Source organism: Mycobacterium sp. (assembly GCF_050701515.1).
In the GTDB taxonomy this organism is placed as follows: Bacteria; Actinomycetota; Actinomycetes; order Mycobacteriales; family Mycobacteriaceae; genus Mycobacterium.
Genome location: NZ_JBOGDB010000034.1, coordinates 1 through 14,178, shown reverse-complemented (window position 1 = coordinate 14,178; position 14,178 = coordinate 1). Strand labels below are relative to the sequence as shown.

13 protein-coding genes and 1 tRNA gene are annotated in these 14,178 nt (G+C 67.0%); 5 read left to right on the top strand and 9 right to left on the bottom strand.

Features of this window, described 5'->3' with window-relative positions:
- Positions 1-1,741: ATP-binding cassette domain-containing protein (locus ACRDU5_RS02870; RefSeq protein WP_526612705.1), on the bottom strand; the 1,741-nt coding region annotated here is incomplete at its 3' end.
- 84 nt (positions 1,742-1,825) lie between these two features.
- Between ACRDU5_RS02870 and ACRDU5_RS02865 the strand changes: the two genes are divergently transcribed.
- Complete coding sequence (locus ACRDU5_RS02865) at positions 1,826-2,263, top strand: MarR family winged helix-turn-helix transcriptional regulator (protein WP_526612704.1); 438 nt, start codon at positions 1,826-1,828, stop codon at positions 2,261-2,263.
- A gap of 99 nt (positions 2,264-2,362) precedes the next feature.
- Positions 2,363-2,737, top strand: coding sequence for a nuclear transport factor 2 family protein (locus ACRDU5_RS02860; protein ID WP_526612703.1), 375 nt, complete (start codon positions 2,363-2,365; stop codon positions 2,735-2,737).
- A gap of 11 nt (positions 2,738-2,748) precedes the next feature.
- Here the strand turns inward: ACRDU5_RS02860 and ACRDU5_RS02855 are convergent, their stop codons facing one another.
- Together ACRDU5_RS02855 and ACRDU5_RS02850 are read right to left on the bottom strand one after the other, a co-directional pair.
- Entirely contained in the window at positions 2,749-3,855 is a 1,107-nt protein-coding gene (locus ACRDU5_RS02855; RefSeq protein WP_526612702.1) for an esterase-like activity of phytase family protein, read from the bottom strand.
- Positions 3,856-3,857: 2 nt separating this feature from the next.
- Positions 3,858-4,595: a VIT1/CCC1 transporter family protein gene (locus ACRDU5_RS02850; protein WP_526612701.1), complete on the bottom strand. Its 738-nt coding sequence runs from the start codon at positions 4,593-4,595 to the stop codon at positions 3,858-3,860.
- A 101-nt stretch (positions 4,596-4,696) separates the two neighbouring features.
- Between ACRDU5_RS02850 and ACRDU5_RS02845 the strand changes: the two genes are divergently transcribed.
- Positions 4,697-6,628 (top strand): acyl-CoA dehydrogenase family protein, encoded by a 1,932-nt coding sequence (locus ACRDU5_RS02845; protein WP_526612700.1) that lies wholly within the window; start codon positions 4,697-4,699, stop codon positions 6,626-6,628.
- On the opposite strand, the gene ACRDU5_RS02840 is transcribed toward ACRDU5_RS02845, so the two are convergent.
- Positions 6,629-7,114: an LppP/LprE family lipoprotein gene (locus tag ACRDU5_RS02840; RefSeq protein WP_526612699.1), complete on the bottom strand. Its 486-nt coding sequence runs from the start codon at positions 7,112-7,114 to the stop codon at positions 6,629-6,631.
- 44 nt (positions 7,115-7,158) lie between these two features.
- Positions 7,159-7,231, bottom strand: a tRNA-Asn gene (locus ACRDU5_RS02835).
- A 158-nt stretch (positions 7,232-7,389) separates the two neighbouring features.
- Between ACRDU5_RS02835 and ACRDU5_RS02830 the strand changes: the two genes are divergently transcribed.
- A complete protein-coding gene (locus tag ACRDU5_RS02830; protein ID WP_526612698.1) occupies positions 7,390-7,644 on the top strand; it encodes a hypothetical protein in 255 nt (84 codons plus the stop codon).
- On the opposite strand, the gene ACRDU5_RS02825 is transcribed toward ACRDU5_RS02830, so the two are convergent.
- From ACRDU5_RS02825 to ACRDU5_RS02815, 3 genes are read right to left on the bottom strand one after another with little or no spacing between them, the layout of a single operon-like run.
- Positions 7,645-7,953: a DUF7155 family protein gene (locus ACRDU5_RS02825; protein WP_526612697.1), complete on the bottom strand. Its 309-nt coding sequence runs from the start codon at positions 7,951-7,953 to the stop codon at positions 7,645-7,647. It lies immediately after the preceding gene.
- A gap of 58 nt (positions 7,954-8,011) precedes the next feature.
- Positions 8,012-9,904, bottom strand: coding sequence for a DNA primase (gene dnaG / locus ACRDU5_RS02820; RefSeq protein ID WP_526612696.1), 1,893 nt, complete (start codon positions 9,902-9,904; stop codon positions 8,012-8,014).
- A gap of 4 nt (positions 9,905-9,908) precedes the next feature.
- Positions 9,909-11,171: a deoxyguanosinetriphosphate triphosphohydrolase gene (locus ACRDU5_RS02815; RefSeq protein WP_526612695.1), complete on the bottom strand. Its 1,263-nt coding sequence runs from the start codon at positions 11,169-11,171 to the stop codon at positions 9,909-9,911.
- Between the two features lie 72 nt (positions 11,172-11,243).
- Here ACRDU5_RS02815 and ACRDU5_RS02810 point away from each other — a divergent pair, with 72 nt between their 5' ends.
- Positions 11,244-13,235 (top strand): TPM domain-containing protein, encoded by a 1,992-nt coding sequence (locus ACRDU5_RS02810; protein WP_526612694.1) that lies wholly within the window; start codon positions 11,244-11,246, stop codon positions 13,233-13,235.
- Here the strand turns inward: ACRDU5_RS02810 and ACRDU5_RS02805 are convergent.
- Positions 13,232-14,178: glycine--tRNA ligase (locus ACRDU5_RS02805; protein ID WP_526612693.1), on the bottom strand; the 947-nt coding region annotated here is incomplete at its 5' end. The genes ACRDU5_RS02810 and ACRDU5_RS02805 overlap by 4 nt on opposite strands.

The following is a 14,178-nucleotide window of genomic DNA, read 5'->3' as shown; positions in this document are numbered from 1 at the left end:
GGCCGACGGTGGCCAACGCCGCTGCCACCCGCGGGCCGTCGTGCACCGAAAACCCGGCCGCCGAAGCGACCTCGAGGTCGACCCGGCTTCGCATCAGCTGCAGCCGGGATGCCTGGAACGAGATCGCCACCGCGCCGACCTGATCGGACGCCGGCGCGCCGTCGAGCAGGCAGCTGCCGGACGTCGGGACCGTCAGCCCGGCCATGATCCACGCGAGCGTGGACTTTCCCGAACCGTTCAGGCCGTGAATCAAGACGCCGTCGCCCTCATGCACGACGAAGTTGATGTCACGCAACGCGGTTGTCGCCCAGGGTGTCCCGCTGCCGTACTCGTGGTTGACGCCTACGAGTTCGAGCACCGGGGCATCGCTGTGGCGCCTTACCGATGCGGTGGCGGACGGTGCCGCCGCGGTCTCTACCATCTCGGTGTTGTCCGCGAACCCGCCATACCCGGTGAGGTTGATCGCGCGATCGGCCGAGTCGGCCTCGTCGTTGTAATGCGTGATGTGCACCAGGGACATCCGGTGGTGCTGGGTCAATCCGGACAGCACCGACATCAGCCCATCGCGCCCGTCCTGGTCGACCATGCTGGTGACCTCGTCGGCGATCAGCAGCGCCGGCTCGCGGGCCAGTGCCGCGGCCATGGCGAGGCGCTGCAACTCACCCCCGGAGAGGCCGCCGGTGTCGCGTTCGGCCAGGCCGGCCAGGCCGACCTCGATGAGCAGTTGATGTACGTCGGTGGTCTGGCCGGGTGGCAGTCCCCACACGACGTCGTCGGCTACCCGAGTGCCCAGCACCTGGCTTTCCGGGTGCTGCATGATCACCGCGGTGCCGCCGAGTTCGCCCAGGCCGACCGCGCCGGAACGTTCCACGCTGCCCGAGGACGGTTCGCGGCCCGCCAGCACCAGCATCAGCGTGGTCTTGCCGGCGCCGTTGGCGCCGGTCACCGCGACGTGTTCGCCTGGTTCGACGCTCAATGACACCGGCCCGAGCGCATCGTGGTCGGCCTTCGGATAACGGAACCGGACATCGGCCAGCCGCACCGGAACCGGGGCGACCGGTCCGGCGTCCGGCGCGGAATCCAGCTTGTGCACGTCCGGAATCACGAGCAGCCGCGCCAGCACCCGGGACAGCGCCCACCAGCCGATCAGCGTCACGACGGTGATGCTCAGCACCGATGCTCCGCCGATCAAGAATGGCCAGAAGTGCAGCGCGGTGGCAAAATCCCGCTTCAACCGCTCGGCGATGCCTTCCAGGTCGGGGATGCGTGCGAGTACGGCCGCGATTCCGTTGATGTTGGCGGTCAACGACTCGAAGATGAGGTTGCGCAGGCGAACCAGCACCGCCAGCGCCGCCACCGCGGCCACGCCGAACAGCGCCCCTGCCGCCAGCGCCGCGACGAAAACCGTCGGTGTGCCGCGACCGCGCCGCTTGACGATGCCGGTCAGCCCACCGACGTACGCGCAGTTGACGACCGTCATGAAGCCGCCCATGCCGGCGATCAGGAACGCGATCGTTGCGCCGGCGATAGTCGCGGCGATAAGCACCCGAAGCCGGTAGCGGTAGGCCAGCAAGCCCATTGGCACGGTGCCCAACAGCGAGACCCCAGCCGCGAACGGAACCACGACGGCGACGATCGCGGTGGCTGCACACAGCGCCGCCATCACCGAGGCGTGCGCCAACTCAACCGGTTGCAGCGAACCCGCTCGCCGAGTCTCGCTCGTGCGCCGGGTCGTAGTCACTTCTCGATTCTGCCAGTCGGCAGCTGAGAGCCAACACGCCTCCTGGGTTGGCCTACATAGCAAAGCTATGTAACCATGGTCGTGATGGACCAGACCCTCGGTGCCGATCTGCTGGCCGTGGTCGCGCGGCTCAACCGGTTCGCGACGCAGCGTGCCCGCATGTCGCTGTCGTTCGCCCAGGCGCGGCTGCTGTCCACCATCGAGGACCAGGGCGCAGCCCGGATTTCCGATCTGGCCGCCCTCGACCACTGTTCACAGCCGACGATGACCATGCAGGTCCGCCGGCTGGAAGACGCAGGCCTGGTGTCGCGGACCAACGATCCCGACGACGCACGGGCGGTGTTGATCCGGATCACCCCGAAGGGCATTCGCACGCTGCGGCAGGTGCGTGTCGACCGGGGCAGGACCATCGATCCGTACCTGGAACAACTCGACGCCAGGGACCGGCAGACGCTTGCCGCCGCCATCCGCGTGCTGCACCGCCTTCTCGAGGACGCGGCTGCCCCGAAGTCCGGCAAATAGCTCTGGCCAATGTGGCCCGCGGCTCCCGCCAAGAGCGGAAGATAAATCTCGTCGGCAGCAAACAGGCCGAGGGGAACAGCGACACAGAGGGGAGCGATCATGTCTGCGAGTCAGAACGTCGAGACATCCAAGAAAGGGTATGTTGCGTTCGGTAAGGGCGACCTCGAAACGGTGATGAACGACTACGACGACGACGTCGAGTTTGTCCTACCCGGCAACAGCACGCTCAGCGGAACGCATCGCGGCAAGGACGGGGTCAGGGATTTGTTCACGAAGGTGGGCGAGAAGAACTTCAAAATAGACCCGAAGCGATTCGTAGCGGACGACGATGTCGTGGTCGTTCTCTCGGAGGTCAGCGTGGGCGGAGAATCCGGACTCCAAGCCGATGCGTTCACCTACCGCAACGGCAAGATCGTGAGCGTCCAGGACTACGGGGACACCGCGATGTTCGAAAGGGTCTTCGGCACCAAGTAGCCGGCGGCCAGCTAAATCGCGAACGCGAGGAACTGCGTGATCTGTCGCGGCGAGAAGTTGTCGTCGCTGACCATCACCACCGATTGACGCCCATCGGGCAGCGTCGGTCCGAGCGTGATGCCCTCGATGTTGTCTACCGGCGAGAGGCTTGGCGTGGTCGTCAGGTCGGCCAATAGGGTCTTGGTCATCGGCTTGACCGGTGCGGTGTTCAGCGACGGTTGTGCCGAAACATCATCGGCGTCACCGATTTCAGCACGGTAGACACGGGCGGCGACGTGTGTGCCGTAGCCCCGTTCGAGGACAAGGAAGTCATCGTCGTTCAGGGCGACCAGGTCCGTCAGGCCGTTGTCTCCACCCGGTCCGGCGGAGACCTTGTCGACCGGATAGGCATATTGAGCCGTGGGCTCGCCGGTGTCGACGTCGAATCTGGTGATTCGGGTCAGCGCTCCGTGCGCCTCGGTGGGTGGCTCGCCGTCGTCGTACCCCGGGCCCTCCATCGCCGCCCACAACGCCGACCCGTCCGGCGTCAATGCCAGCCCCTCCAGCCCGTGGTTCTGCCGTGGCCCTCTTTGGGCCGCCGACATTTTCAGCACCGGTGGCAGCGAGAACTGGCCTTGGTAGCTGCCATCGAGTCCGGCGACGCGGATCCACGGGTCGAGCAGCACGGGTCCGCCGGGCGCATCGGTCAGCCGCTCCCCCTCGCTCGACCAGTAGAACCGTTGGCGTCGGCTGTCGACCGCGATTCCCTCCGAGTCGGGTGGGACCACCGGTGGCCGGATGTTGGTGTCGAGCGCGCCGAACGGCTTGCCGTCGCGCGTGAGAAGCGGGTGGGTCGACGTGAATTCGAGATCACGAATACCATTGTCGGACAACGACACCTGCACGGTATAGAAGCGCGCCGGATTCCTTGCCGAGCGGTCGTCACTGATCACGAAATACCGATTGCTCGGTCGGTCATAGCTGATGCCGGACAGGCCGCCGATGACCGTGCCGTCGAGCGTCGCGCCGGGCGACACCCGGAACTGGCCGAGGTAGGCCAGACCGACAGCCGTGGCGTCCGGGGCACCGCAGGACGCCACCAGCAGGCAGCAGGACAGCAGCAAGGAGCGCAATATCATCGTCAGCTGGTGACCGTGCCGACAAGGGTTCCGACGACATAGGTGGCGGCAATCGCAACCGCCCCGAATGCCAATTGCCGCGACGCCGCCCACCACACCGGCTTACTGGTGAACCGTGCCGCGACGGCGCCCGCGATCAGCAGGCCGGCGCCGCCGCAAAGCAAGCCGGCCCAGAGCGATTCGAACCCCAACAAGTACGGGATCAGCGGGACGATCGCGCCGATCGCGAACATGACAAACGACGATGCCGCCGCGACGAGTGCGGAGGGCTTCTCCCGCGGGTCGACGCCCAGTTCCTGGACCAGATGGAAGTTCAGCGCACGATTTTCGTCCCGATGAACTTCCTCGGTCGCCTTTCGGGCGGTTTCCGGTGTCATCCCCATCTCGACGAGCATCCCGACCAGTTCTGTCCGTTCCGCCTGCGGATGCTTGTGGAAGGCGCGGCGCTCGACGCCGACCTCCGATTCGATCTGCTCGTTGGCGGTGGTCACGGAGGTGTACTCGCCGAGTGCCATCGAGAACGCCCCGGCCAGCAGGCCGGCGACACCGCTGAGCACAACGGTGTGGGCGCTGGCGCTGGCGGCCACACCGGCGATCAGTGCGGTGTTGCTGACCAACCCGTCCATTGCGCCGAACGTCGCGGCGCGCAACCAACCGCCGGAGACATCCGAGTGCCGGTGGTCGATCTGATGCGGCAGGCCGGTGGAGGTCGCCGGCTCCCGCGCGTCCGGGGCGCTCATTCCCTGATTCAACGCCACGGCTTTCGCCTGGTCTAGCCAGGTTTGCCTACGTTTGCCACATCACAGTTTCTCCCGTGCCGAGAAGGGCTACCGTCGGGGGTATGACCACTACTGCGGAGCATCTACGCAACACGCTGGACGGCCGTTGGCGTGACGTCAAGAACAGGATGCGGCAAGAGCTCTCGAACGAGATCTTCCGCCCCCACTACACCCCAAACACCGTCATCGCCCGTACCAAGGTGGCAGAGCAGATGAAAATCATGGCCGCCCACGGAGCCGCCGAGGACGGATTCAAGAAGGAGCACGGCGGCAACGGCGACGTCGCGGCCGCGGTCACCCGGATCGAGATGCTCGCGATGTCCGACCTGTCACTCATGGTCAAGGCGGGCGTGCAGTGGGGCCTCTTCGGCGGCGCCATCGAAAACCTCGGTACCGAACGGCATCACAAGGCATACGTTCAACAGATCATTGACCTCGACCTGCTTGGCTGTTTCGCGATGACCGAGACCGGCCACGGCAGCGACGTGCAGGCGCTCGAGACGACCGCCACCTACGACGTCTCCACTCAAGAGTTTGTCATCGACTCCCCCACCCGCACGTCGCGCAAGGACTACATTGGCGGTGCGGCTGAAACCGCGAGCGTAGCAGCTGTTTTCGCGCAGCTGATTACCAGCGAGGACGGGGAACCGGTCAATCACGGTGTGCATTGTTTCGTCGTCCCGATCCGCGACGACGAAGGCAACGACCTGCCGGGCGTCACGACGGGAGACTGCCATTACAAGGGTGGCCTGCCCGGCGTCGACAACGGACGCATCCAGTTCGACCACGTCCGGATTCCGCGGGAGAACCTGCTGAACAAGTACGCCGACGTGGCCGAGGACGGCACCTATTCGTCGCCGATCGAGAATCCGAGCCGGCGGTTCTTCACCATGCTGGGCACGCTGATCCGCGGCCGGGTCACGGTCGGTGGCAGCGCTGGCGCCGCGGCGCGCGTCGCGCTCGACATCGCTACCCGGTATGCGCTGCAGCGCAGGCAATTCACCGCGCCGGGTGAAGACGACGAAGTGCTCCTAATGGATTACTTAGTGCATCAGCGCCGGCTGTATCCGCTCATCGCACGGTCGTACGCTTTGCAATTCGCTCAGAACGAGCTGGTTGCCAAGTGTCATGACCTACAGACCGCCGACGACCCCGACGCCGAGGAACAACGCGAGCTGGAGTCCCGGGCGGCGGGATTGAAGGCGACCAACACCTGGCATGCGACCCGGACCGTCCAGGAGGCCCGCGAAGCCTGTGGCGGCGCAGGCTATCTCGCCGAAAACCGGCTGATCGCTCTCAAGGCCGACACCGACGTGTTCACCACCTTCGAGGGCGACAACCACGTGCTGATCCAGTTGGTCGCCAAGGAACTGCTCACCGCCTACGCCGACGACATCAAGGGCATGAGCCCGGTGGAGTGGGTGCGTTTCGCCGCAAACTTCGCCGGTGAGCGGGTGCTGAAACGCACTGCGGCCGAAACGATTATGCAGACCATCCTCGACACCCGGCAGGACAACGAGGAAGAGGGCAGCCTGTTCAACCGCGGCACGCAGGTCAAGTTGTTCGAGGACCGCGAGGAGTACATCCTCTCCACCGTGGCGCGCCGCCTGCAGGGTAAGTCCAAAGAGATGAGCGCGTTCGATGCGTTCAATGCGGTCCAGGACCATGTGTTGCACGCCGCGCGGGCACACATCGATCGCGTCATCCTCGAGGCGTTCGTCGCGGGCATCGACTCGTGCGAGGACGACGAGGCTCGCGAGATTCTCGGCATGGTATGCGACCTCTACGCGCTGTCGGTGATCGAGGAGGACAGGGGGTGGTTCATGGAACACCGCTTTTTGTCCACCGAGCGCGCCAAGGCGGTGACCCGCGGCATCAACGAACGCTGCCGCACGCTACGTCCGTACGCCGAGACACTGGTGGACGGATTCGGGATACCCGAGCAGTTGCGCTACGCCGAGATGCTGCATCCCGAGAAAATCGTCGACACCTGATCAGGGCTTCGGGATCGGGTCGAGCGCGTTGAGCTTGCCGTCGTCGCCGACACGAAAGCGCACCGTGCCGATGCCGGTCGGGCAGCAAGGTTCGTCCCCGCCCTGCCGCCATTGGTATTGCACGTTGACGGTGTCATCGCCCAGTGTCGTCACGGTGATGTACGGACGGGGCTCTGGGGTGGCTGACCCCAATGGGTTGTTTCGGTCGAAGAACAGCACCTGTTGTGGGCTGTCTGGCCCCCCCTTTTCCCCGGTCGCCACCACCCAGTTCAACCGGCAGTCGGGAGTGTGGCCGCGAGAGCTCTCGCGCCATGGCAGACCGGGCGGAAGACCCGCAATCGCCTGCTGAACGGTCTCCGCGCTGGGCGCGTCCGACGGCGCGCAGGCCTGGGTCTTGGGTGGCGGCGCAGACGGTGGGCTCCAGCCACAGCCGACGGCAAGGAGGCCAAAAGTAATCAGGACCGTGATCAGGCGAGAATGCAGCATGGAATCGAGCTTACGGGCGCGAGCCACGGCCCCAGGAACTCCTGCTCCCCCGGCTGGACTCGAACCAGCAACCCTTCGGTTAACAGCCGAACGCTCTGCCAATTGAGCTACAGGGGATCGCCCTTCCCCGGGCTGATCGCGCCGCGGGCGAGGGTTGACTCTAGCGTACAAGCGGTTGTCCTGGGTATCGGCGGTCAAACCGGCAGTCGGCCCGGCGCGAACCCCGGTGGGTGAGGCAGGATGGACACCAACGCACCGTCGTCTGGAGGGGACCTGTGATCCGTTATCTCGTCGTGTTGGCAGTCGGCTACGTATTGGGGACAAAGGCGGGCCGACGCCGGTATGAGCAGATCGCGAGCACGTATCGGGCAGTGACGGGCAGCCCGGCGGCCAAGGCCCTGATCGAATCCGGTCGCCGCAAGATCGCGAACAGGGTGTCGCCGGATCCGGAGATGGTGACGTTGACGCCGATCGACTCCGAGACCGCGGTGTTCAAGCCGCAGGCGATGACGACCGCGGACGAACGTTAATCAACCGATCGGCTCATCGATCGTGGTGCCGGGCACCAGCGGCCCGGTGCTCACGCCGCAGTCGCTGTCCTGGCGGTTCACGCCCGGCGAGCAGTAGTTGAACGTCGGGGATTGCACGTTGATGCCGTTGCCGTTCGAGTAGGACAGGCACTTGCCGTCCTCCTTGTTGCCGAACCACGCCAGGCACGGGGGCGCAGCCAGCTGATCCCCCGGCGCAGTGTCGGTGGTCATGGTCGCGAAGGCCGGCCCGGCCGCGGCGGCGACCGCGAACGCGCCGACAGCGATCAGTCGCCGAGTTCTCGATGCCACCTGCTTGCCTTTCACCAGTGGGCGGACAGCGTCTAACACCTTAGCGTGCACAGGCTGTTCACGCAGTAAGGTCGTCGCCGCTGGCCTGTTCCAACAGGCTGCGCCGATAGGCCTCCATCGCGACCAGGTCGCCGAACAGCGCGTGATATTCATCGCCCTGTTCCACCGGAGACATGCGCTGCAGCTTGGACTTCACCTCGGCGATCTGGCGGCCGACCCAGACCTCCTGCAGGCGGGCGAGCACTCCGCTGATGTAGCGCGGCAGCCTTTCGTCGTCTTCGACGCTGATGGCTTCCACTCCGAGCTCGTTGACGAGGCTGGCGGCCGCCTCCGACCGGGTGTGCTGGCGCACCGCCTCGATCCATTCCGCGCCGGAGACGCCGGCCGATGCGCCGCCAGCTGCCGAGATCGCGGCACGAACCGCGGCGTAACCGGGATGGGTGAAGCTCTCCACCGTGAGGGCGTCGAACACCGGACCGGCCAGCGCCGGGTACTGCAGCGCGGACTTGAGCGCCTCCCGCTGCGGCCACAGCGTCGGATCACGTGGATCGGGTCGTGCCACCGCCGGCGCGGCGCGCCGCTCAGGCTGGGTCGCGGGGGTCGACGATCGTCGGCCGCCGCCCTTCGCCTGGCCGCGGACCCGCCCGACCACCTGCGCCACGTCGTCCCAGCCCACCCAGCCGGCCAGCTGACGCCCGTACTCGTCGCGCAGGGTCGGGTCCTTGATGCGGGCCGCCATCGGCACGCACCGGCGTAGCGCGGCGACGCGACCCTCCGCGTTGTCCAGGTCGTGTTCGGCCAGCGCGGTGCGAATTGCGAACTCGAACAACGGGGTTCGGCGCGCGACCAGATCGCGCAGGGCTCCGTCACCGGACTTCAGCCGCAGATCGCAGGGGTCCATGCCGTCCGAGGCCACCGCGACGAACGATTGTCCCGCCAAGTTCTGTTCGCCGTCGAAAGCCTTGACTGCTGCCGCACGGCCGGCGGCGTCGCCGTCGAACACATAGATCAGCTCGCCGCGAAAGAAGTTGTCGTCCATCATCAATCGCCGCAGCATCCCGAGGTGCTCGTCGCCGAACGCGGTGCCGCACGACGCCACCGCGGTGGTCACCCCGGCCAGATGCATCGCCATCACGTCGGTATAGCCCTCGACCACCACCGCCTGATGGCCCTTGGCGATGTCGCGCTTGGCCAGGTCGAGACCAAACAGCACCGACGACTTCTTGTACAGCACGGTCTCGGGAGTGTTGACGTACTTCGCCTCGTTCTGGTCATCGTCGAACAACCGGCGCGCGCCGAACCCGATGACCTCGCCGCTGGACACCCGAATCGGCCAGAGCAGCCGACGGTGGAATCGGTCCATCGGGCCGCGCCGGCCTTCCCGGGAAAGCCCCGCGGCTTCCAGCTCTTTGAACTCAAACCCCTTGCGCAGCATGTGCTTCGTCAGCATGTCCCAGCCCGATGGCGCGAACCCGCAGCCGTAACGTGCGGCGGTCTCGGCGTCGAAGTTGCGGTCCAGCAGGTATTGGCGCGCGGGCGCCGCCTCTTCTGACTGCAGCCTCTCGGCGTAGAACTCCTGGGCGGCGGCGTTGGCGGCGATCAGCCGGCTGCGACTGCCGCGGTCGCGCTGCACGCTGGTGGCGGCGCCGGAGTAAGTGACGGTGTAGCCGATGCGGTCGGCGAGCAGCTCGACGGCCTCTACGAAGTTGACGTGCTCGATCTTCTGGACGAACGCGTACACGTCGCCGCCCTCGCCGCAGCCGAAGCAGTGGAAGTGACCGTGGTTGGGTCGCACGTGGAAGGACGGCGACTTCTCGTCGTGAAACGGACACAGACCCTTCAGCGAATCGGCGCCGGCGCGGCGCAGTTGCACGTAGTCGCCGACGACCTCTTCGATGCGGACGCGTTCACGGATGGCCGCGATATCGCGATCAGGGATGCGGCCGGGCACCGAATCAGTCTAAAGCCGGTTCGAGGCGCTCCAACCGCCCTTCGGTGAACGACGCGATCTGGTCGACGATGACCCGCACCCGCCCGCCGTCGTCGACTGCCGCGTTGAAGGCGGGCACGAAGATCGGGTCGAGTGTGGCCGGTGCGCCGGCCAGCAGCCAGTGCGCGATGCGGTGAATGCGTTCCCGCTGTCGGGCCTGCAGGTCCAGGTGTCGAGGGTCGGACATGATGAACTGCAGCGCCAGAATCTTCAGCACAGCGACCTCGGCGCGGACCAGTGCGGGTACCCGCAGGTCGGCCGCGTACCGCACCAGCGGCCCCGGCCCGGCGGCTTCCCGGGTGGCGGTGATGGCGGCCGACGCGAACCGGCCGACCAGCTCGCTGGTCAGCCGTTTCAGCGAGACCGACGCGGCCAAGGTCGCGTCGTACTTGCCCACGGCTGCGACCACGGGCAGCTCGGACAGCCGCTTGGCCGCGGACACCAGGTCGTCGGCATCCAGTCCGCCGCCCATGCCGCTCGATTCGCCGAGCCGGCCCAACTCGGCAGCGGCGTCGTCGTCGGCCAGCACTCGCAGGTCGATCCGGCCGGAGACCACTCCGTCTTCGACGTCGTGCACCGAGTAGGCCACGTCATCGGCCCAGTTCATCACCTGGGCCTCCAGGCACGGCCGGGATTCCGGCGCCCCCGCACGCACCCAGTCCGCGGCGGCCGTGTCGTCGGCGTAGAAGCCGAACTTGCGCGGCGGCTGACCCCGCTGCCACGGGTATTTCGTGACCGCGTCCAGCGCCGCTCGTGTCAGGTTCAATCCGGCGCTATGGTCCTGCGTGTCAAGCACTTTGGGCTCGAGGCGGGTGAGGATGCGAAAGTTCTGCGCGTTGCCTTCGAAGCCGCCGTGCTTGTCGGCGAACTCGTCGAGCGCACGTTCACCGTTGTGTCCGTACGGCGGGTGGCCGATGTCGTGGGCCAGCCCGGCCATGTCCACCAGGTCGGCGTCGCAGCCCAGCCCGATCGCCATGCCGCGGCCGATCTGCGCCACCTCCAACGAATGCGTCAGCCGGGTGCGCGGGGTGTCACTCTGGCGGGGCCCGACCACCTGCGTCTTGTCGGCAAGCCGCCGCAGCGCGGCACTGTGCAGCACCCGCGCCCGGTCCCGGGCGAAGTCGGTGCGATGTTCGGAGTCGGTGCCGGGCAGGGCGGCACCCTTCGGCGGCTCGACCACCAGCCGCTGCCGGTCGAACTCGTCGTAGGGGTCGTCGTGCGTGGCCACCGACGCACAGTCTGCCAGGAGTGTTCGTCAGTACCGGGTGGCTCCGCCGCGCACCCCACTAGATTGACGATCATGCGCATCGCCCGCTTGCTCAGTCTGGTCCTCGCGATCCTGACCGCCGGTGTCCTGCTGGCACCCGCCGCGGCGGGCCGGCCGCCGTTCCGGCTGCCCAGTTATGTCACCGACGAGGCGAACGCACTGAGCAGTTCCGGGTTCAGCAACGTGCAGCAGGCGGTCGAGGGGCTTTACAACGACCGCCGGATCAGGTTGTGGGTGGTCTACGTCGACACGTTCTCCGGTCAGGGCGCGGTCAGCTGGGCCGAAAGCACCATGCGCGCCAGCGACTTCGGCAGCGAGGACGCCATTCTGGCTGTGGCGACGACGGACCGCTCCTACGCGTTCAGGGTGCCCCCGGCCAGCGGCGTGCGCCCGAACACGGTGGACGATCTGCGCCGCAACGAGATCGAGCCCGCACTGCGCCGCGGCGACTGGGCCGGTGCGGCCGTCGCGGCCGCCGACGGGTTGGGCACATCGACGTCGACCGGCTCGGGCACCGGGATCTCCGGGTTCGGGCTGCTGATTGCGTTGGGCATCATCGCCGTGCTGGTGCTGCTGCTGTGGCTGTGGATGCGACGGCGGCAACGCAAGCGCCGGGAGGCCGAGTTCGCCGCGGCGCGTCGGGTGGATCCCGCCGACCCGAACGCGTTGGCGTCGGTGTCCATCGACGCGCTGGACGATCTGTCCAAGTCGATCGTGGTGGACGTCGATAACGCCGTGCGCACCAGCGACAACGAATTGGCTTTGGCCGTTGAGGAATTCGGCGACAAGCAGACGGCTCCGTTCACTGAGGCGGTCGGCAATGCGAAGACGACGCTGGCACAGGCGTTCAACGTCCGCCAGATCCTCGACGATGCCGTCCCCGAGACCCCGCTGAAGCGGCGCGACCTGCTGACCCGGGTGGTTGTCGCGGCGGCGAAGGCCGACCGTGAGCTGGACGCGCAGCGGGAAGCGTTCGAGGATCTGCGGGATCTGGTGATCAACGCGCCGACCCGGCTGGACGCGATGACCCAGCAGATGGTCGACCTGACCGCCCGCCTCCAGGCATCCGAGCAGGCGCTGGCCGAACTGCACAAGCAATTCTCCGAAGCCGCACTGGTTTCCGTGGCCGGCAATGTCGAGACCGCCAAGCAGCGGCTGGCCTTCGCGGATCAGAACATCACCAACGCCCGCAACCTGGTCTCCCGGCCGGTGGGACGCCAAACCGGACTGGTGGACGCCGTCCGCGCGGCGGAATCGGCGCTGGGCCAGGCACGCACGCTGCTGGACGGCGTGGACAGCGCCGCCACCGACATCAACCGCGCGATGGCCACCCTGCCGTCGGCCATTGCCGACATCCAGAACGGGATCAACGCCGCGGGCGGTCAGCTGGCTGATGGCAACATCTCTCATGCCGACGAACTCAGCGCCGCCCGCGACGCCGCGGTGAAGGCGGTCGCCGACGCGCAGAGCACCGGCACCGCCGATCCGCTGGGTGCGTTCACCAAGTTGACTCAGGCCGATGCCGAACTGGACCGGCTGCTGGCCAGTGTCGCGGAGGAACGGGAGGCGGCCGAGCGGCTCAGCCGGGCATTCGATCAGGCGCTGTTCACCGCGCAGTCCCGGGTGCGGGCGGTGTCGGACTACATCGACGTGCGTCGCGGCAGCATCGGTCCCGAGGCCCGGACTCGGCTGGCCGAAGCGGTGCGTCAACTTCAGGCCGCGCTGGACAAGCGGTCGATCAACCTAACCGAGGCGATCGGCCATGCGAACGGCGCGGCGATGCTGGCGTCGCAGGCGCAGTCGATGGCGCATGCCGACGTGCAGGCCTCCCAACGGTCCTACTACGGGAGGTATGGCAGCAGCAGCGGATCGAACATGGGCGCGATGCTCGGCGGCATCATCATCGGCAACATCTTGGGCGGCGCGATGCGCGGCGGCCTGGGCGGCGGCATCGGCGGCGGTTGGAGCCCAACCTCATTCGGTGGTTCCGGCGGCGGCTACATGGGCGGCGGCGGGCGCTTCTAACTGCACTTCAGCCGTGCCGCCAGATGGTCAGACACCGCGTCGATGCCGACCCGGTCCTGCGTCATGGCGTCGCGCTCCCGGATCGTGACGGCTTGATCGTCGAGCGACTCGAAGTCGACAGTGATGCAGAACGGCGTGCCGATCTCATCCTGGCGGCGATAGCGCCGACCGATCGCGCCGGCGTCGTCGAACTCGACGTTCCACGACTTGCGCAGGTCGGCCGCGAGGTCGCGAGCCTTGGGCGACAGGTCGGCGTGTCGTGACAGCGGCAGCACCGCCGCCTTGACCGGAGCCAGCCGCGGATCCAGCCGCAGCACGGTGCGCTTGTCGACGCCGCCCTTGGCGTTGGGCGCCTCGTCCTCGGCGTAGGCGTCGACCAAGAACGCCATGAACGAGCGGGTCAGGCCGGCCGCGGGTTCGATCACGTATGGCACGTACCGGGTGTCGGTGGCCTGGTCGTAGAACGATAGGTCGACGCCGGAGTGTTTGGTATGCGTCGAAAGGTCGAAGTCGGTGCGATTGGCCACCCCCTCCAGTTCGCCCCACGGGTTGCCCTGGAATCCGAACTTGTACTCGATGTCGACGGTGCGGTCGGAGTAGTGCGACAGCTTGTCCTTCGGGTGTTCGAACAGCCGCAGGCTGTCGCGGTCGATGCCGAGGTCGACGTACCAAGCCAGCCGTTCGTCGATCCAGTACTGGTGCCACTCCTTGGCGGTGGACGGCTCGACGAAGAACTCCATCTCCATCTGCTCGAACTCGCGGGTGCGGAAGATGAAGTTGCCCGGGGTGATCTCGTTGCGAAAGCTCTTACCGGTCTGCGCGATACCGAACGGCGGCTTGCAGCGCGCGGTGGTCACCACGTTGGTGAAATTGACGAAGATGCCCTGCGCGGTCTCCGGCCGCAGGTAATGCAGGCCCTCCTCGGTCTCGATCGGCCCGAGGT

Excerpts from the sequence above, each read along its gene's own strand:
- ACRDU5_RS02865 (WP_526612704.1), top strand. The coding sequence starts at position 1,826 with ATGGACCAGACCCTCGGTGCCGATCTGCTGGCCGTGGTCGCGCGGCTC.
- ACRDU5_RS02860 (WP_526612703.1), top strand. The coding sequence starts at position 2,363 with ATGTCTGCGAGTCAGAACGTCGAGACATCCAAGAAAGGGTATGTTGCG.
- ACRDU5_RS02855 (WP_526612702.1), bottom strand. The coding sequence starts at position 3,855 with ATGATATTGCGCTCCTTGCTGCTGTCCTGCTGCCTGCTGGTGGCGTCC.
- ACRDU5_RS02850 (WP_526612701.1), bottom strand. The coding sequence starts at position 4,595 with ATGAGCGCCCCGGACGCGCGGGAGCCGGCGACCTCCACCGGCCTGCCG.
- ACRDU5_RS02845 (WP_526612700.1), top strand. The coding sequence starts at position 4,697 with ATGACCACTACTGCGGAGCATCTACGCAACACGCTGGACGGCCGTTGG.
- ACRDU5_RS02840 (WP_526612699.1), bottom strand. The coding sequence starts at position 7,114 with ATGCTGCATTCTCGCCTGATCACGGTCCTGATTACTTTTGGCCTCCTT.
- ACRDU5_RS02810 (WP_526612694.1), top strand. The coding sequence starts at position 11,244 with ATGCGCATCGCCCGCTTGCTCAGTCTGGTCCTCGCGATCCTGACCGCC.